This is a genomic window from Sorangium sp. So ce362 (assembly GCF_051519845.1).
In the GTDB taxonomy this organism is placed as follows: domain Bacteria; phylum Myxococcota_A; class Polyangia; order Polyangiales; family Polyangiaceae; genus Sorangium.
Genome location: NZ_CP150332.1, coordinates 6808378 through 6831426 on the forward strand (window position 1 = coordinate 6808378; position 23049 = coordinate 6831426).

At 72.2% G+C, this 23049-nt stretch carries 20 protein-coding genes; 10 read left to right on the forward strand and 10 right to left on the reverse strand.

Going from position 1 to position 23049, the window contains the following annotated elements:
* Positions 1-108 precede the first annotated feature (108 nt).
* The gene (locus WMF17_RS25935; RefSeq protein ID WP_437643821.1) at positions 109-1659 is read right to left on the reverse strand and encodes a serine/threonine-protein kinase; all 1551 of its coding nucleotides are present in this window, start codon (positions 1657-1659) and stop codon (positions 109-111) included.
* Positions 1660-1815: 156 nt separating this feature from the next.
* Here WMF17_RS25935 and WMF17_RS25940 point away from each other — a divergent pair, with 156 nt between their 5' ends.
* From WMF17_RS25940 to WMF17_RS25950, 3 genes are all read left to right on the forward strand, one after another.
* Positions 1816-2124: a hypothetical protein gene (locus WMF17_RS25940; protein ID WP_437476568.1), complete on the forward strand. Its 309-nt coding sequence runs from the start codon at positions 1816-1818 to the stop codon at positions 2122-2124.
* Positions 2121-2837 carry a sigma-70 family RNA polymerase sigma factor gene (locus tag WMF17_RS25945; RefSeq protein ID WP_437643823.1) on the forward strand — a complete coding sequence of 239 codons (717 nt, stop codon included), beginning with the start codon at positions 2121-2123 and terminating at the stop codon, positions 2835-2837. The genes WMF17_RS25940 and WMF17_RS25945 overlap by 4 nt, the downstream gene beginning before the upstream one ends.
* Positions 2838-3085: 248 nt before the next feature.
* Positions 3086-3562 (forward strand): DUF6036 family nucleotidyltransferase, encoded by a 477-nt coding sequence (locus tag WMF17_RS25950; RefSeq protein WP_437643825.1) that lies wholly within the window; start codon positions 3086-3088, stop codon positions 3560-3562.
* A gap of 293 nt (positions 3563-3855) precedes the next feature.
* Here WMF17_RS25950 and WMF17_RS25955 read toward each other — a convergent pair whose 3' ends face one another.
* The 5 genes from WMF17_RS25955 to WMF17_RS25975 form a co-directional block, all read right to left on the reverse strand.
* Positions 3856-4800 carry a hypothetical protein gene (locus tag WMF17_RS25955; RefSeq protein WP_437643827.1) on the reverse strand — a complete coding sequence of 315 codons (945 nt, stop codon included), beginning with the start codon at positions 4798-4800 and terminating at the stop codon, positions 3856-3858.
* A gap of 494 nt (positions 4801-5294) precedes the next feature.
* On the reverse strand, positions 5295-6344 hold the full coding sequence (locus WMF17_RS25960) for a synaptic vesicle VAT-1 family membrane protein (protein ID WP_437643829.1): 1050 nt from the start codon (positions 6342-6344) through the stop codon (positions 5295-5297).
* 394 nt (positions 6345-6738) lie between these two features.
* Complete coding sequence (locus WMF17_RS25965; protein WP_437651394.1) at positions 6739-7221, reverse strand: DUF6484 domain-containing protein; 483 nt, start codon at positions 7219-7221, stop codon at positions 6739-6741.
* Positions 7222-7443: 222 nt separating this feature from the next.
* Positions 7444-7746, reverse strand: coding sequence for a hypothetical protein (locus tag WMF17_RS25970; protein WP_437643831.1), 303 nt, complete (start codon positions 7744-7746; stop codon positions 7444-7446).
* Positions 7725-8570, reverse strand: coding sequence for a contractile injection system protein, VgrG/Pvc8 family (locus WMF17_RS25975; RefSeq protein ID WP_437643833.1), 846 nt, complete (start codon positions 8568-8570; stop codon positions 7725-7727). Before WMF17_RS25975 ends, WMF17_RS25970 begins: the two co-directional genes overlap by 22 nt.
* A 301-nt stretch (positions 8571-8871) precedes the next feature.
* Between WMF17_RS25975 and WMF17_RS25980 the strand changes: the two genes are divergently transcribed.
* The 4 genes from WMF17_RS25980 to WMF17_RS25995 all read left to right on the forward strand — a co-directional run bounded on the left by WMF17_RS25980 (position 8872) and on the right by WMF17_RS25995 (position 13303).
* Positions 8872-9024, forward strand: coding sequence for a DUF5615 family PIN-like protein (locus WMF17_RS25980; protein WP_437643835.1), 153 nt, complete (start codon positions 8872-8874; stop codon positions 9022-9024).
* Positions 9025-9216: 192 nt separating this feature from the next.
* On the forward strand, positions 9217-10182 hold the full coding sequence (locus WMF17_RS25985; protein ID WP_437643836.1) for a hypothetical protein: 966 nt from the start codon (positions 9217-9219) through the stop codon (positions 10180-10182).
* 70 nt (positions 10183-10252) lie between these two features.
* Positions 10253-12304, forward strand: coding sequence for a B12-binding domain-containing radical SAM protein (locus tag WMF17_RS25990; protein WP_437643838.1), 2052 nt, complete (start codon positions 10253-10255; stop codon positions 12302-12304).
* Positions 12305-12547: 243 nt separating this feature from the next.
* Entirely contained in the window at positions 12548-13303 is a 756-nt protein-coding gene (locus WMF17_RS25995; protein ID WP_437595841.1) for an SDR family NAD(P)-dependent oxidoreductase, read from the forward strand.
* Between the two features lie 206 nt (positions 13304-13509).
* Here the strand turns inward: WMF17_RS25995 and WMF17_RS26000 are convergent, their stop codons facing one another.
* The 3 genes from WMF17_RS26000 to WMF17_RS26010 form a co-directional block, all read right to left on the reverse strand.
* A complete protein-coding gene (locus WMF17_RS26000) occupies positions 13510-13935 on the reverse strand; it encodes a type II toxin-antitoxin system VapC family toxin (RefSeq protein WP_437643839.1) in 426 nt (141 codons plus the stop codon).
* On the reverse strand, positions 13916-14182 hold the full coding sequence (locus WMF17_RS26005) for a hypothetical protein (protein WP_437643841.1): 267 nt from the start codon (positions 14180-14182) through the stop codon (positions 13916-13918). Before WMF17_RS26005 ends, WMF17_RS26000 begins: the two co-directional genes overlap by 20 nt.
* A gap of 165 nt (positions 14183-14347) precedes the next feature.
* Positions 14348-15655, reverse strand: coding sequence for a DUF362 domain-containing protein (locus WMF17_RS26010; protein WP_437595842.1), 1308 nt, complete (start codon positions 15653-15655; stop codon positions 14348-14350).
* A 364-nt stretch (positions 15656-16019) separates the two neighbouring features.
* Between WMF17_RS26010 and WMF17_RS26015 the strand changes: the two genes are divergently transcribed.
* The 3 genes from WMF17_RS26015 (at position 16020) to WMF17_RS26025 (ending at position 21668) form a co-directional block, all read left to right on the forward strand.
* Positions 16020-16184, forward strand: coding sequence for a DUF1328 domain-containing protein (locus tag WMF17_RS26015; protein WP_437595843.1), 165 nt, complete (start codon positions 16020-16022; stop codon positions 16182-16184).
* A gap of 20 nt (positions 16185-16204) precedes the next feature.
* The gene (locus tag WMF17_RS26020) at positions 16205-16489 is read left to right on the forward strand and encodes a hypothetical protein (protein WP_437643843.1); all 285 of its coding nucleotides are present in this window, start codon (positions 16205-16207) and stop codon (positions 16487-16489) included.
* A gap of 256 nt (positions 16490-16745) precedes the next feature.
* Positions 16746-21668: a translocation/assembly module TamB domain-containing protein gene (locus WMF17_RS26025; RefSeq protein WP_437643845.1), complete on the forward strand. Its 4923-nt coding sequence runs from the start codon at positions 16746-16748 to the stop codon at positions 21666-21668.
* Positions 21669-21729: 61 nt separating this feature from the next.
* Here WMF17_RS26025 and WMF17_RS26030 read toward each other — a convergent pair whose 3' ends face one another.
* A complete protein-coding gene (locus WMF17_RS26030) occupies positions 21730-22641 on the reverse strand; it encodes a hypothetical protein (protein ID WP_437643846.1) in 912 nt (303 codons plus the stop codon).
* Positions 22642-23049: the final 408 nt, after the last annotated feature.

Consider the following 23049-nt stretch of genomic DNA (forward strand, 5'->3'; position numbering starts at 1 on the left):
TCTCGTAGGTGGGCGGGCGGAGAGCACGGTGGGAGGCGTCTGTACGAGCGCACGGCATGGGAGCGTGCTGCACTGGCCCGCGAAGCCGCAAATGGACCCTGGCGGCGATTATCTCCTTACGAGCGCAACGACAAGAACGGCAAGAACCACCACAAGACCGAGCACCAGCACCACGACAAGCCCCCAGCTCCTCCGAGAGGACGCCGCGCTCTTCGCCATCACGCCAGCGCCAACCTTCGCCTGCTCCCAGGGTTCTGTCCTCGCCAACCGCTCTCTGGGTGCCATTCCCGCCATGGCAGCGGCCGCCCCTCGCCACTTCTCCGTGCTCGCCAGCGTGCCCTCCCCCGGCCGAGCTGCCACCGCCCCGTCCCACGTCTCCGTGCTCGTCCCCAGCACGCCCGCCGCCGCTGCCCCCGCGCCCTGCCCCTCGGCCTCGACCCCCGCTCCCCCGCCCTCCATCTGGAGCGCCGGCACAGGCAACCGCTCCCCGGCCGCTTCGCCTCCGGTCCCGGTCTCCTTCCCCGCGCTCGCCCCACCCAGCCCCCACGCCGGCTCCACCCGGAACCGCTGCGCCATCGCCAGCCTGCGCCGCGCGTCCGCCCCCGCCGCCGCGCCGCCCTCCGCCGCTTCCCCCACCGGCAGCCCCGCCACCAGCTGCACCGCCTTCGCCGCATCCTCCCCCTCTCCCCGCGGCGTCGCCCCGCGCTCGCGGATCGCCCGCTCGCGCGCCGCATCCCCCGCCTCGCTCAGGAGCTGCCGCCCGCTCGCGTCCTCCAGCGCCCTCTCCGCCGGCAGCGCCGTCCGCGCCACCTCGCGCAGCGCCGCCGCGAGCTCCGCGGCCCGCGCAAACCGCTCCTCCGGCCGCTTCGCGAGGCACCTCGCCAGCGCCCGCCACAGCGCCTCCGGGCACCCCGGCAGCACCTCCTGCAAGGGCGTCGCCGAGAGGTGCACGTGCGCCGCCAGGATCTCGGTCTCTCCGATCCCCGACGCCCCGTCGAGCACCGCATACGGGTGCGCCCCCGCCAGCATCTCGTACGTCACCACGCCGAGCGCATACAGATCCGCGCGCCCGTCCACGGCGCGCCCGGCGATCTGCTCCGGCGCCATGTAGCGCAGCGTCCCCACCACGCTCCCCTGCCCCGTCAGCCCCGGGCCGCGCGCGTCCTTCGCCACGCCGAAGTCGAGCAGCCGCGCGCGCACGCCGCCGCTCACCAGGATGTTCTCGGGCTTCACGTCGCGGTGCACGAGCTCGGCCTCGTGCGCCGTCGAGAGCGCGTCCGCGATCTGGATCGCGTAGTGGAGCGCGCGCACCACGTCGAGCCGCGCGCCGCCGGCGAGCATCTCGCGCAGCGGGACGCCAAAGACGCGCTCCATCACCATGAAGAGCCGCCCGTCCGCCGTCGCGCCGGCGTCGTACAGCCGCACGAGGTTCGGGTGCGCGACCCGCGCGACGAGCTTCGTCTCCCGCAGAAAGCGCGCCGCGTAGCGCGCCTCCCCCGCGAGCACGCGGTGGACGATCTTGATCGCCACCGGCCGCTCCAGCGCCGTGTCGAGCGCGGCCCAGACCTCGCCCATCCCCCCGCGCCCGAGGAGGCGGTCGATCAGGAAGCGCCCCTGGAACAGCGCCCCGGGGCCCGGCAGATCATCGACGCTCGTCACCTCGCGACACCCCACCTCCCAGCACGCCACGCCGCAACGCGCCGGCCTTCCTCGCTCTCTACCCTTGTTGACCCTCCCGGGGAAAGGTAGCTTCGAGGGGCGCCATCGCGCGCCCGGCGCACGCAGCGCCGGCGAGCAGCGCGCCCCCTTCGCCTCATGTCGAGCACGCGCCCCGAACCCGATGACGGCGATCCGATCCTCGAGGCCCGCGTCGCGCACGCCGTCGCGCCGTACGCCGACCTCCTGCCCGCGGAGGATCTCGAGGCGCTGCGCGCGCTGACCGCGCGGTTCCTCGCGACGCACCCCGTCGCCGCCCCGCTCGTCGACCGGCTCCGCCCGCGCGCGCCGCCCGCGTCGAGCGGCGAGGTCGACCGGCGCGATCCCGCGGCGCTGGCCGAGGCGGCGCGGCGGCTCGCCGCGAAGGCGAGCGCTGCCCGGGGGCGCCCTCGCGGGGGCGGTCGATGAAGGGCGGCGATCGAACGCTGCGGGCCCTGAGCCCCGACCAGCAGGCGCTCGTCGCGCAGGCCGTGCCGCTCGCCGAGCGGCTCTGCGACCACTTCCTCCGGCGCACGCGGGCGCACTACGTGGCCGACGATCTCCGCTCCGCCGCGTTCCAGGCGCTCCACGAGGCCGCGCTCGGTTACGACCCCGCCCGCGGCGTCCCCTTCCCGGCCTACGCGTGGCGGCGCGTCGACGGCGCGCTCTCGGACACCCTGCGGCAGGAGTCGAAGCACTGGCGCGCCGCCCGCGACGACGGGTACGACGCCGCCGAGGCGGTGCAGGACACGAGCGACCTCCTCGCCGACGGCGACGCCGAGACGAGCGCGCAGGTCGATGGGATGGGCGACGAGGTCGCCGCCGCCGCGGTGCTCGGCCTTGTGGGCCGCGCGCTGCGAGCGCCGGGCGAGGAGGGCGAGCGGCTCCGCGCCACGTACGGCCGCGCGATCCGGGCGGTGGAGGCCGCGCTGGCGCGGCTCCTGGACGAGGAGCGGCGCGTCCTCGTGCTCCACCACGTCGAGGAGCGGACCTGGCAGGCGATCGGCGCGGCGCTCGGCTGCTCGGAGCGGACGGCGAAGCGACGCGGGGCGGAGGCCCGGAAGCGGCTCGCCGCCGCCCTGCGGGCGGAGCGGGAACGCGCGCGGGACGGCGCTCGAACGCATCACCGCCCAGCCAGATGAAGCTCCGAGCCGGTGGTCACCTCCGAGCCGATCCTTCGCATGCTGTGCGCGCGTGAGGTACGATCGGTTCATGGATGACGCCCAGGCACGGCGGCGCGCACGGGCGAGCTGGCAAACACGAATTTTCCGGAACGATCCGGAAGGCGAAGCCGACGCAGACGCCCGCTTCTGGGCGTCGATGTCGCCGGCCGAGCGCGTCCTCGCCGCATGGGCGCTGAGCCAGGAGATGCATGCCCTCGCCCACCCCGATGCTCCCCCCGCTGAGCCCGGACTTTCGCGATCTATTGTACGAGTTATCCGCAGCTGAGGCACGCTTCCTCATCGTCGGCGGATACGCAGTCGCGCTCCACGGCCGCCCGCGGGCGACGAAGGACCTCGACGTCTGGGTGGACGCGACCGGAGACAACGCTCCGCGTGTCATGATGGCTCTCCGAGCCTTCGGCGCGCCGCTCCAGGGTCTCGTCGAGCGCGACCTCGAGACGCCGGGCGTAGGTTTGCAGATCGGCATTCCCCCGCAGCGCATCGACGTGCTCACCCACACGAGTGGGCTCCGATTCGACGAGGCGTGGCCCAACCGCGTCGAGGTCGCCATCGCTCCAGACCTCCTCTGCCCGTTCCTCGGTCTCGCCGATCTGCTGCGGAACAAGCGCGCGGCAGGAAGACCGCAAGATCTCGCCGACGTGGCTGCGCTCGAACTTGCAAAGGCCAAGGCGCCACAAGGGTGAATCATCCGCGTGGATGAGCGGGTCCCGCTCTCCAGACCCTCTCCACCATCGTCCGGTGCCGTGAACCCAACCGATGCCTGTCTCAGGCGCGGGTGATGATGGATCTGGCTCTCGAATGAGGAGCGTCGCGTCGTCGCGCGCCATCACGTCGACGAGCGGGCTTGGCAGGTGCTCCGCAATGTGATCCGGTGCCCGGAGTAGACAACGAAGCGCTGCGGGCGCGAGCCTGCAGGTGCTTCACCGCCGCCGTGCCCGCAGGTCGGATGCGCGCAGGGCGGCGCACGCGCTCCGGGTCAGGTGGGGCTCTCGGTCACGAGCTCCGGGACGGCCGTCACCGCAGGCGCCTCCCCGGCGACGCTCCCGCCGCCGCCCCCCTCCCCGGCTCCGTCCCCCTCGCCAGGCTTCGGCGCCTCCTTCCTCGAGCGGCCCCCGTTCGGCCGGCCCACAGCGAACAGCGACGGGAACCGCGCCTGCACACGCGCGTTCTTCCGCCACAGCCACAGCCCTGCCGCCCGCACCTCGTCGTAGCGCCGGCAGAGCAGCGTCCAGACCCGCACGTACAGGTCGAAGGCCTCCCGCGCCTTCGGCGTCATCGCCGTCGAGAGCCCCTGGATCATCACCCCCGCCAGGTCCCGCGCGCGCGCCGCGTCGCCGGCCCGGTACAGCTTCCGGTCCGCCTTCACCACGTCGGCGCGCAGCTCGTAGATCCGCACGTAGCCGAGCAGATCGTTCGCGAGATCGCGGTGCCCGGTGCCCGGCCGCAGGCGGTCGAGCTCCGGCTTGATCGCCGGGTCGTCCGACAGGTGGTACTCGCACAGCGCCTGCATGCGCCCCTCGACCTCCATCGCCTCGGTCACGAGCTCCGCCGGCAGCCGCGCGTCCGTCGTGAGCGCGCCGGCGGCGCGGGCCTCCGCGAGCGCGTGGAGCGCGGCGAAGCACGCGAGCTCCAGCTCGTCGACCTGCGTGATGTCGAACTCCTCCCGGGGCAGCCGCGCGAAGCGCGCGCGCACGTCGGGCGAGGACACGAATCCGACGACGCCGAGGGCCGCATACGTGGCGGCCTCGACATCCATCCTCACGGTCACGAGCTCGGCCTCGGCGAGGCGCTCGAGCTCCGGGGCAAGCGCCGCGATCGCCTTCTTGCCGGCCGCGGGATCGTAGATGGGCGGAGCGTACGACGGCTCTCCAGAGGCCGCGGCGATCACGGAGCACTTCTTCGACTTGGTCACAGCAGGCATATCTCTTCTCCTGAAGTCTCCTCAAAAAGGGAGGCTGTGGGTTGCGTTCGACCCGAACCATCGCCACCCCGCGCAGGCAGCGCGAGCGAACGATGGACAAGGGCCACCGGGACCGAGCGCGTCGCGCGAAGGGGATCCATCGCCCGGCGTCCTGCCGTCCCGTCGAGGAAATGAATCGGGAGCGCGACCCCGATCGGGTCACGGAAATCGACAAGAGCCTGTCGGTTTCCTTGTGGCCCTGTCCGGCACGCGCCCTGCTGGATCCGGGGATCCGTCGACGCGAGAAAAAGACGCCGGGAGGGCTGTCGAGAGGCTCCGGCCAGAGTTTCAACTCTCCCGACGGCTCCCGACAGCCTCCGGCCAGAGTTTCAACTCTCCGCGGAGCCTCTCGAGAGCCCCCGGCCAGAGTTTCAACTCTCCGCGGAGCCTCTCGAGAGCCTCCGGCCAGAGTTTCAACTTTCCCCGGAGCCTCTCGAGAGCCTCCGGCCAGAGTTTCAACTCTCCGCGGCGCCCTGCATCGTCAGCACGAGCTTGCCCACCGTGCTGCCCGACTCGATCGCCCGGTGCGCGTCCGCGACCCGCTCCAGCGGGAACGTCGTCACCGGCGGCGCCGAGAGGCGCCCCTCGTCCACCCAGCCCACGAGCCGGTCCATCGCCTCGCGCAGCATTTCCGTCTTGTTGAACAGGTACGAGAGGTTGAAGGCCAGCACGCTCTTGTTGTCGTTGCAGAGATCGAGCGGGTTGAAGCGGGGCATGCGGAGGAAGTCGAGCGCGAGCTTCGGGTAGCTCGGGCGGCCGCCCTGCCGCGGGAGCATCGTGTGGAAGCCGTACACGACGAGCTTCCCCGCAGGCGCCAGGTGCCGGTAGCTCTGCCGCAGCGTCTCGACCCCGTTCGCATCGAGGACAACGTCGTAGCCCTCGGGCGCGAGCCGCTCCGCCGCCGCCCAGAGCGGCTCGCTGCTCTTGTCGATCACCGCGTCGGCGCCGAGGCGCCTCGCCGTCTCGACCTTGTGCGCCGCGCCCACCACGCCCACCACCCGGCAGCCGGCGATCTTGCCGAGCTGCACAAGCGCGCTGCCGACGCCTCCGGCGGCCGAATGCACCAGAAGGGCCATGCCCGGCCGCAGACGCAAGAGCTCGAAGAGCGCGTAGTACGCCGTCATGAACACCGCCGGGAACCCGGCCGCCTGCTCCGGGGTGAGCCGCGCCGGGAGCGGGAAGACCTGGTGGCGCGGGACGACGACGCGCGAGGCGTAGCCGCCAAAGCGGACCACGCCGAAGACGGGCGCCTCCGGGGCGAGGTCGGAGACGCCCTCGCCGAGCGCGGCGACCGTGCCGGAGAGCTCGAAGCCGGGCGTGATGGGCCAGCCGACGTACTTCTTCGCCGACTCGTAGAGGCCCATGCGGACGACGCAATCCGCGTAGTTGACGCCCGCCGCCCGCACGTCGACGAGCACCTCGCCGGGCCCGGGGACCGGATCGGGGTGCTCCTCGACGCGGAGCTTGTCGTGGCTGCCGGGCTCGTGGACGACGATCTTGCGCATGGGTACCTGCTGGGCTGTCGTGGCCTCACCACAGAACCACGGTTCGAGATGGCGACGGAGACGGCGGCTGTCGTAGTACACCGATCGGAATAGGAAAGAAAACGCGCTCCGGAGGCGCTCCGGACGCGCCCGAGACGCGCCCGGGAGCAGCCTGTCCCGCTCTCCCGGTTCGGCTTGACAGGGAAGGGCACCTGGCTCTCCTGGCCGATAGCCACGTCGCGTGCGCCCGCCCAGGCGAACCCTTGAGCCACATGCTCCTCGCTTCCTTCCACGAGCCGCTCGAGCTGCGCTCGGTGCTCGGCATGACCGACCCGCGCGACAGCCTCGTCGTACGACCACAAGAACGCCGCGTCGGAGGCGTGCTCCTCGAAGATGTCTGCCTCGATCGTCGAGATCAATTGATCTGCACCGAGCCGCCCTGGATCCGGTTCACCCCGGAGGACCTCGTGAGCAAATAGGCGCCACGAATCAGGATCTTGCCAGCCCGCGTCAGCGTGATGCTGGCCTTCCCGCACTGGAGCACGATCTCCTTCTCCGCGGTGAGCACCAGCCGCTCGCCATCCGCCGTCGCCGTCGCCGTCGAGTCAGCGCGCTTCACGCTCGCGCCCTCCCCCGCCACGTGCATCCGCCCCATCACCACCGGCCTGTCGCGCCGCCCCCCCTCGAACAGGAGCGCGACCTCCCGCCCCGCGTCCTCCGGCCCTAGCGCCGTCATCGACCGCGCAGGAATACCCCCGCGCGCGCCGTCCCCCAGGACAGCCGCCTCGACGAGCGGATCGCCGTCGTGCCCGAATCCCACGATCCGACCCACAACGACCCCCTCGATCGGACCGGCCTTCGCCGCCTCCGCCGCGACGCGCTCCTCGTGTGCCGCCACCACCAGCTCGATCAGCCCCTCCGCGCCCTCGATCGCGCCCGCCTCTCCCTCCGCGCCGTCCACGCCCTCCCCGCCGGCAACCGCCGACTCGCCTTCCCCCTCCTCGATCAGAATCACCTCGCCGCCCAGCTCCGCCGCCGGCGCACGCCCATCGTCCCTCATCGCCCTGCTCCTCTGGTCCCGCTCGCCCCCGAAACGCCCGTTCCCCCCTCCCGCGTCAGTTCACCCCCACATTGCTCCCCTCGACTTCACGTTCCCCGAAGCCTCGACGTTCACCGACCCCTCGCTCTTCACGTCGAGCTTCTTCCCCTCGACCCGGACCGGCCCCTCGCCCTTCACCGTGATCTTCTTCCCCTGCACGGTCACGTTCCCGTTCTTCTCGATCGTGATCGTGGCGTCCCCGCACTGGATCGCGAGCTTCTCGCCGATGATCATCGTCTTCTTCTCCTTCACCTCCTCCTTCGCGCTCTTCCCGATGGTCACCGTCATGTCCTTGCCCACCGTCAACGTGTAGCCCTCGTCCACGCTCGTGGACTTGCCCTTGGAGACGCTCTCCGAGCTCGATCCCCCCACGGACTCGCTCGCGACGTCACCTTCCCCGACCGCACCCGCTCGGTGTACCGGAAACGGGAGACGTGCTCGCCCTGGACCAGGGCGCCGAGCTGCGGCCGGAACACGTGGGTGCTCTCCCCCGCGATCGGCGCGTGCGCAGAGGGGCAGTCGGCAAACACGAGCACGTGGCCGCCCTCGTCGTGCTCGAAGTAATAAGAGATGCCCTCCTCCTCCATCAGCCGCGACAGGAAGGCGAAATCGCTCTCCCGGTACTGCACGCAGTACTCCCGCGCGCGGTAAACCCCGCTCAGCAAGGAGCGGTAACCCTTGCTCGGGATCCCGGCCGCGCGCAGCTCCTTCTCGATGATCTCCGGGGTGGAGAGCGCCTGGAAGATCCGGCTGTTCCGGTGGTGCTTGAGGCGCGCGACGTCGGGCACGACGAAGTGGAAGAGCTCGGAGATGCCCTCGCGCCCCTCGAACCGCGTCACACGGAGCTCGTGCTCCAGTCCGTCGACCTGAAACGGCAGCTCCGCATGGCCGGTCACCACGACGCCGCACGAATCGAGGTACGGCGCGAGATCGCCCGCGGCCTGGAGCCACTGGCCGGAGGGATCGCGCTGCTCCTCCGGCGCGATGGGGTCCGGCGCGACGACCGACATGCGCCCCTCGGGGACGAGCGCAAACGTCGCCTTCACGACGACCGTGACATGCAGCCGGCCGCGCTGGAGCCAGGTGACCGTCGCGGCGACGGCCGGACCGAGGGGGGTAACCGCGACGTGCTGCGTGGATGGAATCATCGAAGCCGGGACATCATGCCTCACGGCCATCCCGGCATCTAGCAGGTCCGGCGGGAGGCGCTCGAGGCGGGACGCTTGCCTTGTCCGCGAGCTCGTGCGCGCCTCGCCTGATCGGGATTGAAAAAGGAGGGACAATTGTCCTCGCCGTCAAGGATGGCGAAGGCGGCGAGCGCAGCGGCGAGGCGAGCTACCTGGCCGACGACCTCCGCTCCGCCGCGCTCCACGCGCTCCACAAGGCCGCGCTCGGCTGCTCGGAGCGCACCGCGAAGCGGCGCGGGGCGAGCCTAAGGAAGCGATCTGCGTGCGATTTCTGGTGGATGAGTGCACCGGGCCGCGCGTGGCACGCTGGCTGCGCGACCAGCAGCATGATGTCGTCCCAATCTACGAGGATGCCCGCGGGCTCGATGATGCCGACGCGCTTGCGATGGCCGTCCGCGAGGATCGGATCCCATGAGAATTCTGGCCGTCTCATCGGAATGCGCGACAAACTCTCCACGATCGCTCCACGTTGTTCCCTGTGTCGCTGAACCTCTCCGGCGCATGATAGGGACAGGCTGTGCGTCCGACCCCCGTGGGCTCGTTCGCACGCAGATGCCCCCTGCTTCTCCCGTCCGCCAGCGAATCTCACACGCAAGGAGCCGGCTGCATGAGCACCAGGAAGCCCCGGAAGCCCCCGCCCAGGACCGGCAAGGCGGTCTCGGACCGTGGCAGCGCTGCGGCAAAGACCGGCGCGCGCGCTCGCCGGCCCGCGACGAGCGACCGTCCGGAGCCGCTCCCGCCCGACGCCGAGAGCTGGCCGCTCGTTCGCGCGGTTGCGCCGGTCCCGGACATCTGGCGCGCGACGGGCCTCGGCACGGCGGGCGTCGTGCGCCGCCGGCCGGACGGCCGGCTCGCCTGCGCATTCTTCACGATCCATCTCCTCGCTGGCGGCCTTCAGCTTGCGTTCGGCAAGCTCGACGGGACGCCACAAGAGACCGACGAGCTCGTCGACGGGATCCGCGGCCAGATCCCGCCGATGGCGGAGAGCCCGATCGAGCAGGCAGCGCTCCATGCCTGGGGCGCCTTCGCGCTGAGCGAGCTCGACGGCCCACCCTTCCCGCCCGAGATGCGCGAGCAGTACCTCGCCCTCATGCCGAGGCCGACAGGCTCGATGCGCGCGCTGCGCGACGCCCTCATCGGCCCCGGCGGCCCGACGCCCACGGACCTCATGGAGTTCATCGCCGCCCACCCGATGTCCGACGATGTGCCAGAGGACCAGGAGATCCTCATCCTCACGGAGATGACGTTCGATGTCTCATCCCCTCGGTCCGCCGCGGCCAGGCTCCGCTCCGCGGAGCCGACGTTCACCCGGCAGGACGACGGCGAGTTCGTCTGGACACGCCCCTATCCGAAGGGGCACTGGAGCCCGTTCGCGTCGCTCGGCGCTCGCCAGGTCCTCGGCTCCGTGCACATCGTCGGCGACGCGCTCGTCGCGGAGGCGAAGGCCCTGTCGATGGCGGCGAAGCTCGCGGCGACCCTGAAGGACCTGCTCGGCGATTCGATCCGACTCCGGAGCACGCGATGGACGGGCGCATCGGATCTCCTGCGCAAGCCGAGGTCGTCGAGGTCGTGAGCGCGTGCCCCGGGGATGCGCGGCCGGGCGGCCACACGCTCCGCCCCGGGTGTGCTAGACCGGCGCCCGAATGCGCATCGCGCTCGTCTATCCGCCGACCTGCGACCCCACGGCCCCGTACCTCGCGGTGCCGATGCTGACCGGCTTCCTCCGCGCGAACGGCGTGGAGGTGCTGCCCGTCGACGCGAACGTCGAGGCGTTCGACGCGCTCCTCACGCCGGAGCGCATGGCAGGGCTCCTCGATCGCCTCGAGGCGCGCCTCGGCGAGCTCGATCGGCGCGCGGCGCTCCCGCACGCCGAGCAGCTCGAGTACCTGGCGCTCGCCCGCGCGCGCGGCGACGCGCACGCCGTCCCGGGCGCGGTCGACGCCGCCAAGGCCACGCTCCGCTCCGCCGACGGCTTCTACGACCCGGAGGCCTACGCGCGCGCGGTCTCGACGATCGAGGCGGCGCTCGGCGTCGTGTCCGCCACGCACCACCCGCTCAAGCTCGACTTCACGGCGTACCGGACGCCGTTCGGCCTGATGTCGATGGACGAGATCGCCCGGTCGAGCCGCCCGGAGCACGATCCGTTCGACGCCTGGGTGCAGCAGACGCTCGTGCCCCGGCTCCGCGACGCGCGCGCCGACATCGTCGGACTCTCGGTGTGCTTCCCGGGCCAGCTCCAGCCCGCATACGCGTTCGCGCGCAAGATCAAGGAGGCGCTGCCCGGCGTGCACGTCACGTGCGGCGGCCCCGGCGTCACGCAGCTGCTCCTCCGGCTCTCGGGCGAGCGGCTCGCGCGCGCGCTCGGCCCGTTCGACTCGGCGTGCCTCTTCGAGGGCGAGCACACCCTGCTCGCGCTCGCCCGCGCGCTCGACGAGGGCCGGCCCCTGCGCGACGTGCCGAACGTGGTGGTGCGCGACCGGCTGATGGGCGCGCGCTTCACGTCCGGCCACGGCATGGAGGACCTCCGCGCCCTCCCGCCGCCCGACTTCGACGGGCTCCCGCTCGGCGCCTACCTCGCGCCGGCCCTCGTGCTCCCCTACGACCCCACGCGGGGCTGCTACTGGGGCAAATGCACCTTCTGCCATTACGGCCTCGCGGAGGTCGGCACCGCCGCGTACCGAGAGCGCGCCGTGGAGACCATCGTGGCGCACCTCTCGGCGCTCGCCGAGCGGTACGGCACGCGCCACTTCTACCTGTCGCAGGACTCTGTCGCGCCGAAGACGCTCGTGAAGATGGCGCAGGCGATCCTCGACGCCGGCCTCGACGTGCGGTGGGCGACCGACCTCAAGCCGGAGAAGTACCTGACCCAGGAGCGCGCGGACGTGCTGCGCCGCGCCGGCGCCGTCGCGTGCGCGCTCGGCGTCGAGTCCGCGTCACCCCGCGTCCTCGGCCTCATCGACAAGGGCGCGCCCGTCGAGGTCGTCTCCGACGTGATCGACCACCTCGCGTCCGCGGGCGTGGCCGCCGAGGCGATGTGCTTCACGGAGTTCCCCACCGAGACGCACGCCGAGGCCGTCGAGACGCTCGACTTCCTGCGCGCGCGGCGGGAGGCGCTCGCGGTCTACATCGTCGGCGAGTTCGGGCTGACCCACGGCTCGCTCGTCGCGCAGACGCCGGAGCGCTTCGGGATCGACGAGGTGTTCGAGCTCGAGGGCGACGAGCTCGGGCTCGGCCTGTTCTTCGTCCCGCGCACGCCGTGGAAGACCGACGCCGAGCGGGCCGACGTCGACGAGCGGCTCGCCGACCTGTCGCGCGGCTGGACCCTGCGCACGTATCCGTGGGCCGGCGCCGTGTCGACGGCGCACACGATCCTCCAGTACGACCGCTTCGGGCCCGGCGTCTTCCGCGATCGGGCGGCGCGCCGCCCCGAGGACGGCGTGCCCGGCGCGACCGCCCTCGAGCGAGGGCTGCGCTTCGATCCGCGCGCGGCCGCGCTCGCGGAGGGGCGCGAGGCGGAGATCTGGGCGACCCTCGTCCACGAGGAGCGGCGCGTGGGGCGCGACGCCTACGAGGCGCTCGCGCGGCCCTTGCCGCCGCTCCGGCCGAAGCCGGTGCGCGTCAGGTTCACCGCGGGCGCCGCGCCGGCCGTGACGTCGGGGCGGCGGCCGTCGCACGCGACGAGCGCGGCGCGCTGAGCAATCCCTGAGGGGCCATCTCCGCCGCCCGCCATCCCGGGCGCGGCGGGGGCGCGATCGCGGCCGGCTGCGCGCCGCGCCTGTCCCACCAATCTTGCCCAGGCCGCCCCGGTCGAGCGTCAATGGTCTCGGACGGGGAGCATGACGCGTGGCACGAACCGCGAATCGCTCGCGCTCGGGCGCCGCGCGCACAAGCGCCACAGGGCCTGTGGACCCTCGGGATCACGTCCGGGAGCAGATCACATGAAACGATTGCAGGACAAAGTCGCGCTCATCACGGGCGGCAATGCAGGGATTGGCAAGGCCGCAGCGCTCCTGTTCGCCCAGGAGGGCGCCAGGGTGGTCGTCGCCGCTCGCCGGGAGGACGAGGGCGCACAGACGGTCGCGGAGATCATCGCCCAGGGAGGCGAAGCCATGTTCGTCCGGGCCGACGTATCGAGCTCGGCCGACTGCGCCGCCATGGTGACAGCCACCGTGAAGAGGTACGGCCGGCTCGATGTCGCGTTCAACAACGCGGGCGTCGTGCAGTACGGAAAGACGGTGATCGAGCTCGAGGAAGAGGAGTGGGATCGCGTGCTCGCCATCAACCTGAAGGGCGTCTTCCTGTCGATGAAGCACGAGATCCCCGAGATGCTCAAGACGGGCGGGGGAGCCATCGTCAACAACTCCTCGATCGGGGGCCTCGTCGTGATCCCGGGCATGTCCGCGTACCAGTCGTCGAAGCATGGCCTCATCGGGCTGACCAAGGTCGCGGCCCTCGAGTTCGCCGCGCGCAACGTGCGGGTGAACGCGATCTGCCCGGCGGGCACGGAGACGCCGATGATCGCCGGCTGGACGGCGGATCCGGAGCTGAAGCAGCGCCTCGTCGCGACCCACCCCATCGGTCGCCTGGCGGACCCGATCGAGCCGGCGCGGGCGGCCCTCTTCCTGGCGAGCGACGAGGCGTCGTTCATCACCGGAGTCGCCCTGCCCGTCGACGGCGGCAGCATCCTGCCCTGACGCCGCCGGTCCCTGGCGTCAGCGACGGCGGCTGATCTCGACGAGCACGCCGCCGGGGGCGCGCAGGTAGAAGGCCGGCCCCGCCGCGGAACATCCTGTCGGGTACGTCAAGCAGCGCGAAGGTGGCAGCACGAGTCAGGGTCCTCGCGGGTGCCGCGCCGGCTTTACCGTCCGGGTGGTGGCCGTCACAACCGCGTGAGATGGGCTCATGTCGGCTCCCTCCAGTTCTCCAAAACCAGTGGGTAGCCGGCTGATTGAACACGGCTGTAATCGGACGTGTTGCCTGTCACGAGCGGCAGCCCGTGATGAATGGCAGTCGCCGCGATCATCGTATCTGGTACGCCGATCGGCGTGCCGGTCATCTGCAAATCGGCCATGATGCGACCAGCGAGCTCAGCAGCGATCGCGTCCAGGAGCAGCACCTCGCTCCGATGCGCCATCTCCAGGAACTGCCTCGTCTTCTGCTCTGCTTGCCGCTGCGAGTAGCCAGCGACGACCTCCATGACAGAGACGACGGAGAACGTGAAACGGCCGTGGAAGGCGACGTACGAGCGCGCGCGTGCCACGACAGCCGGGCTCTTGGCCTTGGTGATCTCGGACAGGATATCCGTGTCAAGGAGAGCCTTTTTCACCCGTTCCCCCCACGTCGCGCAACCTGGAGGAGCGACGATTCTCCCGGACGACCTCCATCATGGCATCGACCGCCTCGGGGTCATCGGCGAAGAGCCCGATCAGAGACGGAACGGCTTCTGCTTCACGTGACAGCTCCTCGCTTGCGGATCGATCCGCGAGCTCATGGACCACACGCTCGACGAGCCGGAGTCGCTCCTGGACCGGTAGGCCCTGGATGGCCTGGAAAATTCGCTCCACGTCGGTCATCGACAGACCTCCCTGTGCACACGCACCGCGGCTCAGCGTAGCGCGATCCCGGGAGCACGGGCGGCCCCTCCCGGACGCAGGGAGCCGCCGCCTGGGGTGGCCTGCGGGCGCCCACCAGCGCGCCCGCTGCCGCTCCCTGGCTAGTAGGGGACCGCCGCGCGCGTCCTACACCGCCGCCGACCCGCCCCCGCCGGCCGCCTGCGCGCGCGCCCGCTTGCGGACCTGGATCTCCGGCGACTCGGCGACCGCCATCCCCACGAGGCGCATGCCCTCCAGGAAGTGCCGCGCCCCGGTCCGGACGAGCTCGTGGCTCGCCTCCCCGACCTCTGGATAGCCGCGCCCCTCCGCGTCGGGCTGCACCTTGCCCCAGTTCGCGAACAGCCGCCCCCACGGGCTCTCCAGCACGGGCGCCATCTTCTCCTTGGCGTAGCGCGGGTACCAGAACATGTCGTGGTACGTGACCGACGCGACGTAGGCCCACGGCGCGAGCCAGGTCTTGAGCGACCACTCCACCGGCTTCTTCAGGGGCCCCCAGTAGATGCGGTGCTGGTTGCGCGAGGCGAACGTCATCTCCTTGAAGGGTCCCTCGAAGTTCCACGGCTCGTTCGCCGCGTCCACGTCGCCCACGAGCTCGATGTCGCGCACGTCGCCCGTCCCGAGGCCGAGGTCGTGCGCGAGCCGCACGAACTTGAGGTCGCGCAGCGGGTCGAACCCCATCAGCTTCGCCGCCACCGCGTCGATCGCCACCTGGTCCGACGACGCGAGCAGGACGTTCTTCACGTGCGGCACCATGCAGCGCGGCCCCGGGCCGTCGCCCGCGAAGGTGCCATCCATCACCGCGAAGACCCCGCGGTGGATCTTCTTCTGGATCATCAGCAGGTCCACGAGCGTCTCGTGGATCACCGGGTGCGTCCAGTGCCGGTGCTCGTTCAGCAGGCCGCCGAACGCGTTCTTCATCGCGCCCGTGGTCGTCGTGAAGATGTGGGTCTTCACCGTGGGCAGGTGGATGATGTTCTCCCCGATGAAGCGCTTCGGGATCGAGAACCCCTTCGGGTACACGTCGTTCAGACAGAGGAACTTCTTCCGCAGATCCCCGACCGCGTCCCCGATCGGGATCCACGCCTCGCCCTCGTAGAGGTGGACGTTGCGCAGGCCGTGCGCCTGCACGACGTCGATCTGCTTGTTCTCGCGCTCGCCGAGGTGGGCGTCGATGACCACCGTACGGTTGTGGCACGCGTGGATCAGGTCCTTCGAGTACCCGTCCTGCGTCATCGCCCGGATGACGCCCTCCAGCTGCCAGGGCGTCGTGGATGAGCTCGGGTAGAAGAAGTGCCAGGAGATGTTCACCTTGAGCGCCGTGTCGGCGTCCCTGGCGATCACGTCCTGATAACCGGCCAGGTTCATCAGCCGGTGGTAGTCCGAGAGCACCGTCGCAGGGGACGTGCGGATCACAGCAACCTTCGATTTCGGCATGGCCGGGTCCTTATATCCCGTCCCGAGTTGCCCGATCCGGGAAGTTGCGGGGGATCCGTGTGGAGCCTCCGTGCAGCGCGGCCATCCGCACAGGTCCACCCTGTCACGATCGGGGCATCCTGCCCCAGGGAAGAGGCCGCCGCGCGCGCCCCCGGACGGAAGCGACGACGCCGAGCTCGACGCCGCGCCGCCGCGCGGGCGCAGATGATTGGAGAACGCACCGGCCGCCGGCCTCTGCCGCCCTGTCGGCACGGGGGGTGCAATCAGGTGCAATCAGCTGCGAACAGACAGCTAACAGAATCACGTTGAGGTCGTCTCCCGCGAAGACAACGGATCGACCCCTGAGCCCCCCTTGGAGGACATCATGCTCGGCTGGACTGTCACCTTCTTCATCATTGCGATCATCGCTGCCGTCTTCGGGTTCGGCGGTATCGCCGCGAGCGCCGCGTCCATCGCGAAGATCCTGTTCGTCGCGTTCCTGGTGCTCGCCGTGATCTCGTTCGCGCTCGGGCGCCGCGTCCCGACGTGACCCAAGGAACAGGTGAAGCCATGAAGAACGCGTCGCAACAAGGGAACGGCGAGCCCGGGAGGCCCGGGATGCCGCAGCCGATGATGAGCCCTCCCGGCGAGCCGCCGGAAAATCCCGGCTCGCCCCCGGGTACGTCGCCGGATCGTGAGATCCAGCTCCCGGGGACCGAGCGGCCCGGCGAGGAGCCGGCGCCGGGGAAGCGCCAGCCCGAGGTGCCGGCGCCCCCGCACACGCACGAGATCCCCGACCCGTCGCCCTACGAGGTCCCACGCCACGACTTCCCGCGCGCGCAGGGCGAGCAATAACAGGCCGGTGCGCCAGGGCCTGCGCGCCGCGAACTCGGGTGGTGGGGGCGTTTGCCCAGAGAGGTGTCACATGAAGGCGGGAAGGCGGGAAAATCATTGATGATTTTCTTCCCGCCTTCTCGCCTTCATGTTCAAATGACACCACCACCACCCGAACTCGGGGAGATCTGCATGAGGCCGTCGGGTCTGCCCGGATTCGTCGATCCGTCGGCCTCCCCGGAGCTGCGGTCCCGCTCTCTGTCCCTAGCTGATCCCCATGCCTGAAGATCCCGCCCACCCTCCCGCGCCCAGCACAGCCATCGCGCACGGGCGGGGCCGCTTCCGCCGGGCGCTCGCCCGCGCGGCCGGCGTGACGGCCAGCGTGATCGGCCTGGGAGGCGTCTTCGTCGCCGCGGCGGGGGTCGGCGCGGTCGTTCACCTGAACACCGCCTCGACGCGCAACCTGACAAGGCAGCTCGTCAACGACATCCTGCGCTCCAGCCTGCAGGGAGAGATCGAGATCGCGCGGATCGACCGTCTCGGCCTCTTCACCACCGACGTCTCCGCGGTGACGGTGCGCCACCCGAGCGGAGCGGAGCTCCTCCGCGTCAGCGGCGTCCACGCCGAGTTCAACGCGCTCTCGATCGTGCGAGAGCTCGTCCTCGGCCACGGCGATCTCGCCATCACGATCCCGCTCGTCCGGGTCGCCGACGCGGACGTCCTGCTCGAGCAGGACCCACAAGGCGCGCTCACCCTCGCCGAGGCGTTCACGCCGAAGCCGTCCGAGGAGCCGCCCGCCGAGGAGGGCCGGCCGCTCCGCCTCGAGCTGTCGCGCGTCGTCCTCGATCACGCCGCGGTCCACGGCACGGTCGCCCCCGGGAGCCCCATCGACGCGACGATCGAGGACGTCGCCGGCGGCATCGTCGTCGCGGACCGGAGCCAGTACGCGCTCGAGCGCTTGCGCATCACCGAGCGGCGCCTCCTGCCGGTCCCTGTCGAGGTCACCCGCGTCTCCGGCAACGTGAGCGTCCCCGCGGACGCGCCGATGGAGCTCACCGCGAAGCTCGAGGGGAGCGTCGGGGCGATCCCGCTCACGGCCGAGGGGACCCTGAAGGACGAGCGCCTCTCGGCGCGGATCTCGTCCGCGCGCGTGACGCCCGAGGCGGCCCTCGCGATCGACCCCAGCGCGCCGCTGGCGCGGCCGCTCTCGGTCCTGGTCACGGCCGACGGGGAGCTCTCGGACCTCACCGTCACGGCGCGCGTCGCGGTCCTCGATCCGCTCGTCACCGACGACGCCGTGACCGGCGAGATCACCGCCCGCGCCCGGCTGAACGCCCTCGATCCGAGGCGCATCACGGCCGAGATCCGGATCGCCGAGCTCGACCCGCGCGCCTTCGCCGGGACGGCGCCGGCCGCGCGGGTGAGCGCGGAGGCCCGCGGGGAGATCCACCTCGACGCGGAGGGCGGGCCGCGCATCGTCGGCGAGGCGAAGACGGAGCCGTTCGTCGTCGTGGGGCAGCGCGTGCCGGCGCTCGATGCGCGCGCGACGTTCGAGCGCGGAGCGCTGCGCGCCGCCGCGACGATCCACGAGCCCGGCGCGCCCATCGAGGCCACCGTCGCCCTCTCCAGAGAGGGGGAGATCCAGTTCGAGGCGCAGAGCGAGATCCCGTCCCTCAGCGCGGTGCAGCACGTCCCGAGCGGCATCCACGGCAGCGCCGCGCTCCACGTCGAGGGCGCGCTCAAGAACGACGCGCTCGACGCGAGGGCGACCGTGCGCGTCGCCGGGCTCCGCGTCGGGTCGGAGCTGCGGCTCGGGCGCGGCGAGCTCCGGGCCAGCGCCACGGGGCCCCTCGACAAGCTCACGATCGAGGGCGCTTTCCGGGGCGCGGATCTCCGCGCGCAGCAATACGCGTTCAGCCGCGTCGCGGCGAGCGCCGCAGGGCCGGCCACCGCGCCGCGCGTCCGCGTGTCGCTGGCCAGCGCGGAGCGCCGGATCGCGGCCTCGGCCGACCTCGACATCGCGCGGAGCGAGGCGCGGCGGATCCGCGTGGAGGTGGCGCGCGGAGAGGACGAGATGACCGCGCAGGCGGCCCGCGTCGCGTGGGGCCGCGGGATCGCCCTCCGCGGGCTCGAGCTGCGCGGCGACGGCGTGGGCGAGCTCCAGGGGAACCTGTCGCTCGCCGGGAACGAGGTCGAGGGCGACCTCCGCGGCACCGCCATCCACCTCGAGCGCATCGCCGACATCGCCGGGGTGCCGCTCGGGGTCGGGGGCCTCGCGAACCTCGACGTGTCGATGCACGGCCGGGGGAAGCGGCGCGCCGGGCACGTGCAGGTCGAGCTCGAGGACGGCTCCATCCCGGGCGTGGCGCCGCGGCTGTCGATGAACATGACGGCGCGCGTCGACGGCGAGGCGCTGAAGGCCGACGGCCTGGTCCGGCTGATCGCGCCGCCCGAGCCGCCGCCGGCCCGATCGCGGGAGGCCGAGCGCCAGGGTGCGACGCCGGGCGAGCCGTCGGCCACGATCGGCGACCTGGCGAGGCGCCAGACGCCGCCGCCGCCGGTGTGCCAGGGCGCGATCGCGCGCGTCCTTGTCGACGGGAGCGCGGCGCAGCTGCGCGGGCCGCTCCTCTCCGGGCGCACCTGGCAGACCGTCACCGGCGCGGCGCGCCTGGACGCCGACGCCTGGCAGCTCGGGTGCCTGGCCCAGGCCTCGCCGGTCCCGCTCGCCCTGAGCGAGCTCGCGGGCCGGCTGACCGCGCGCCTCGCGGTGGTGCGCGAGGCGGGAGAGCGGCTCCCGTCGGTGCGGAGCCTCCTGGTCCGCACCGAGGGCCTGCGCGCGGCGGGGCCGGTCGACGAGGAGACGGGCGCGCCGGCGTGGGTGTCGAGGAAGCTCGACGCGCGGCTCGCCGGCGATCTCGACGCGAAGACGGGCGACGCCCACGTCACGCTGTCGGTGTTCGACCGCCAGCTCGTGGCGGAGCTCTCGGCCGCGCTCGACGCCGATCTTCCGGCGCTCCTGGCCGATCCGGCCGCGGCGCTCCCGCGGATGCCGATCGCGGCGCACCTCCGCGTGCCGCGCCGCCGGCTCGACGATCTCGCCGAGCTGGCCGCCCTCGGAAAGAGGATCCCGGTGCTCTCCGGCGCCGCGGGGCTCGACGTGTACTTCGCGGGGACGATGGCCGAGCCCAGGCTCGTGGCCCGCGCGATGGCGGCGAACGTGGGCGGCGCGGGGGGCCCCTCGCCGCTCGGCAAGCTCCGGCTCGACACGCTGCTCGTGTACGACGGGCGCGACGCGGCGCTCGACGCCTATGCGTTCCGCGGCCCGCGCACCTACATGACGGCGACGGCGAAGCTCGGCGCGAACGCCGCCGCCCTCCTCGGCGGTGCCCGGGGCGGTCCGGTCCTCACCAGGGGCAGCCTCGAGGCGAAGATCGCGGACCTGCCGCTCGCCGAGGTCCCGGTCCTCGCCGACATGCAGATCAGCGGCCAGGCGCGCGGCGAGATCGCCGTGCGGGGCTTGTTCGAGCCCGCCCCCGAGGTCGTGGCGCGCCTCGAGCTCCCGGGCCTCACGCTCGGCCCCGACGTGGCGTACGAGACCGCCGAGGTCTCGTTCAACATCGCGCCGCCGGGCGACGCCGGGCGCACCGCGGCGGTGGCCAACGTGCGGCTCGTGGGGCGCGACGGCGGCCGGCTCGAGGCCAAGGCGGAGGCGCCGGTCGTGTGGGAGGCGAACGCGATCCCGACGCTCACGGACGACCAGAACGCCGAGGTGTCGCTCGCGGTCGATCGCTTCCGCCTGGCGGCGCTGGAGCCGTTCCTCCAGGGCTCGGTGAACCGGCTCGACGGCACGCTCGACGGCGAGGTGCGGCTCGGGCTCGGCGCGCAGGCGGGCTTCTCCGGCCAGATGCGCCTCACCGGCGGCCTGATCCACGTGGCCACGATCGGCCAGCCGCTCGAGAACGCGTCGTTCCGCGTGACGGCGAGCCCCTCCGGCGAGCTGCGCATCGACGACATCCGCGCCGAGGCCGGCAGCGGCCAGGTCCGCGGCAAGGCGACTCTCCAGATGGAGGGGTTCACGTTCCGGAGCGCCCGCGCCGAGCTGGAGATCCCGGAGGGCCGGGATCTCCCGATCGCGCTGGAGGGCGTCCCCATGGGCGACGTGCGCGGCAGGGTGGTGCTCGCGGCGGAGAGCCGGGACGAGCAGGTCGCCGTGCGCGTGGATGTGCCCACGCTCCACGTCACGCTGCCGCCCACGATCGGGCGGAGCGTGCAGCCGCTCGACGAGAACGAGGACATCACCACGTCGGCGCCGCTCAGCCGGGAAGAGTACGAGACGCGGCGGGCGCCGGCCGAGCCGACGGACCAGGCGAAGCGGAGCGCGGGCGGCACGCCGCTCGTCATGGATGTCCACCTCGGCAGGATCGGCATCGAGGGCGACATGGTGCAGGCCTCGCTGTCCGGCGATCCGGCGCACCCCCTCCGCATCCAGGTCGCGGAGGAGACCCGGATCGAGGGCAACGTGAACATCCTCTCGGGCAAGCTCGAGGTGATCGGCAAGGAGTTCGAGATCGAGCCGGGCCTCGTCGCGCTGCAGGGGGATCCCTCGAATCCGTACCTGAACGTGAAGGCGTTCCACGACACGCCGGAGGGGACCCGCATCTTCATCGATTATGTGGGGGAGCTCAACCCGATCACCGAGGAGAAGATCACCTTCCGTTCGGAGCCCCCGCGCCCGGAGAACGAGGTGATCGCCGAGCTCCTGCTCGGCAAGCAGTACGCGGAGGGGACGCTGGCGGGCGGCACGTCCACCGAGGCGCCTGGCGGCGGCGGCAACGCGGCCGGTGGGGTCGCGGCCGGCGTGGGCACGGGGCTCGCGTCCGCGCAGATCAACATGATCCTCCAGAGCATCGGTCCGCTCCGGAATTTCGAGACGAAGCTGGGCACGACCGAGGCGGGCGCGCTGAAGACCACCGTGGGCTACCAGCTCGGGGAGCAGGTGACCGCGAGCGCGAGCTACGAGGCGGGGACCACGGGGCAGGGGCAGGGGGCCGGTTCCCCGAGCAGCCCCGCCGCGGCCCGGGCCCGCACCGAGGTGAGCCTGGAGTGGCGGTTCCGCCGGGACTGGTCCGTGCGGGCCGGGATGGCGACGGGCGAGAGCCCGGGGACGACGCTCGACCTGCTCTGGAAGCACCGGTACTGAGCGCGCTCCGACGGCGGGGGGCGCGCTCTTCGTGAGGACGGCGCGCCTCCTGCGCGCCGGCTCAACGCTTCACGCAGATGCCGCCGCAGTCCGCGCCGATCTCCGGATCGCAGTCGTCGCCCGGGTCGTCGATGCACTCCAGCCCCTCGGGGCACGGGCGCGCCGTGATGCCGCCGCACCCCTCCGGCGCCGGCTCGGGCGCCACGCAGATGCCGCCGCAGTCCGCCCCGCCGCGCTTCGGGTCGCAGTCGTCGGACGGGTCATCGATGCACTCCCGCCCCTCGGGGCACTCGATCCCCGCGAAGCCTCCGCACTCCGGCCCCCCCGGCGTCGGCTCCACGCAGATGCCGCCGCAGTCCGCCCCGCCGTGCTTCGGGTCGCAGTCGTCCGACGGGTCATCGATGCACTCCCGCCCCTCGGGGCACTCGATCCCCGCGAAGCCCCCGCACTCCGGCCCCCCCGGCGTCGGCTCCACGCAGATGCCGCCGCAGTCCGCCCCGCCGTGCTCCGGGTCGCAGTCGTCCGACGGGTCGTCGATGCACTCCCGCCCTTCGGGGCACTCCAGCCCCAGGAACCCTCCGCACTCCGGCCCATCCGGCGGCGGCGGCTCCACGCAGATGCCGCCGCAGTCCGCCCCGCCGTGCTCCGGGTCGCAGTCGTCCGACGGGTCATCGATGCACTCCCGCCCTTCGGGGCACTCGATCCCAGCGAAGCCCCCGCACTCCGGTCCCCCCGGCAGCGTCGGCTCCACGCAGATGCCACCGCAGTCCGCCCCGCCGCGCTCCGGGTCGCAGTCGTCGGCCGGATCATCGATGCACTCGAGCCCGTCGGGACAGCCCGTCCCGAGGAGCCCGCCGCACGTCTGAGCTCCGGGCGGCTCCTGCGGTCCTCCGCCCCCGCCGCCGTCTTCCTCTTCGTCGCAGCCCACGAGCCCGATCACGATAAACAAGAGAGCCAGTCCTTTGTGACGCATCAGAACCTCCGCGTTGTGGTTGTCCGAACCCCGACGCGGCCACCGGACCGGCGACCGCGCGGCGAGCCTTTCGCGCGGGCGCCGCCGAGACGACGCCTCCGGCGCGACCGCCCAGACCGCCAGCAGCGCTGCTGTGGTCTGCGCTCTTTAGCAGAGCGTCCTTCGAGGGGCCGCGTCCCACCATCGGCCCGCCATGAAGCAGCTTCGGTGCCACTGAAAATCGCTGCGATTGGCGCGGAGCTCACGGTGTCGAGCTCGGTCACCGCGATCGCGATGTCTTGCTGTATCTCGATTGTGCCAGCGGCTTGACCGTAGGGTCCGCGGGCCTCCTCGGCGGAGGCCCTCCCCGTGTGCGCGCCCGGGCGACGCCTGGCGGCGCTCGCGTGAGAGGGCACGGGCCGCGAAGCG

Bases quoted from the DNA above. Each gene is read 5' to 3' on its own strand.
- WMF17_RS26030 (WP_437643846.1), bottom strand. From the start codon at position 22,641: ATGCGTCACAAAGGACTGGCTCTCTTGTTTATCGTGATCGGGCTCGTG.
- WMF17_RS26020 (WP_437643843.1), top strand. From the start codon at position 16,205: ATGAAGAACGCGTCGCAACAAGGGAACGGCGAGCCCGGGAGGCCCGGG.
- WMF17_RS25960 (WP_437643829.1), bottom strand. From the start codon at position 6,344: ATGCGCAAGATCGTCGTCCACGAGCCCGGCAGCCACGACAAGCTCCGC.
- WMF17_RS26015 (WP_437595843.1), top strand. From the start codon at position 16,020: ATGCTCGGCTGGACTGTCACCTTCTTCATCATTGCGATCATCGCTGCC.
- WMF17_RS25955 (WP_437643827.1), bottom strand. From the start codon at position 4,800: ATGCCTGCTGTGACCAAGTCGAAGAAGTGCTCCGTGATCGCCGCGGCC.
- WMF17_RS25990 (WP_437643838.1), top strand. From the start codon at position 10,253: ATGCGCATCGCGCTCGTCTATCCGCCGACCTGCGACCCCACGGCCCCG.
- WMF17_RS25945 (WP_437643823.1), top strand. From the start codon at position 2,121: ATGAAGGGCGGCGATCGAACGCTGCGGGCCCTGAGCCCCGACCAGCAG.
- WMF17_RS25985 (WP_437643836.1), top strand. From the start codon at position 9,217: ATGAGCACCAGGAAGCCCCGGAAGCCCCCGCCCAGGACCGGCAAGGCG.
- WMF17_RS25940 (WP_437476568.1), top strand. From the start codon at position 1,816: ATGTCGAGCACGCGCCCCGAACCCGATGACGGCGATCCGATCCTCGAG.
- WMF17_RS25975 (WP_437643833.1), bottom strand. From the start codon at position 8,570: ATGATTCCATCCACGCAGCACGTCGCGGTTACCCCCCTCGGTCCGGCC.
- WMF17_RS26005 (WP_437643841.1), bottom strand. From the start codon at position 14,182: ATGACCGACGTGGAGCGAATTTTCCAGGCCATCCAGGGCCTACCGGTC.
- WMF17_RS25950 (WP_437643825.1), top strand. From the start codon at position 3,086: ATGCTCCCCCCGCTGAGCCCGGACTTTCGCGATCTATTGTACGAGTTA.
- WMF17_RS26025 (WP_437643845.1), top strand. From the start codon at position 16,746: ATGCCTGAAGATCCCGCCCACCCTCCCGCGCCCAGCACAGCCATCGCG.
- WMF17_RS26010 (WP_437595842.1), bottom strand. From the start codon at position 15,655: ATGCCGAAATCGAAGGTTGCTGTGATCCGCACGTCCCCTGCGACGGTG.
- WMF17_RS25995 (WP_437595841.1), top strand. From the start codon at position 12,548: ATGAAACGATTGCAGGACAAAGTCGCGCTCATCACGGGCGGCAATGCA.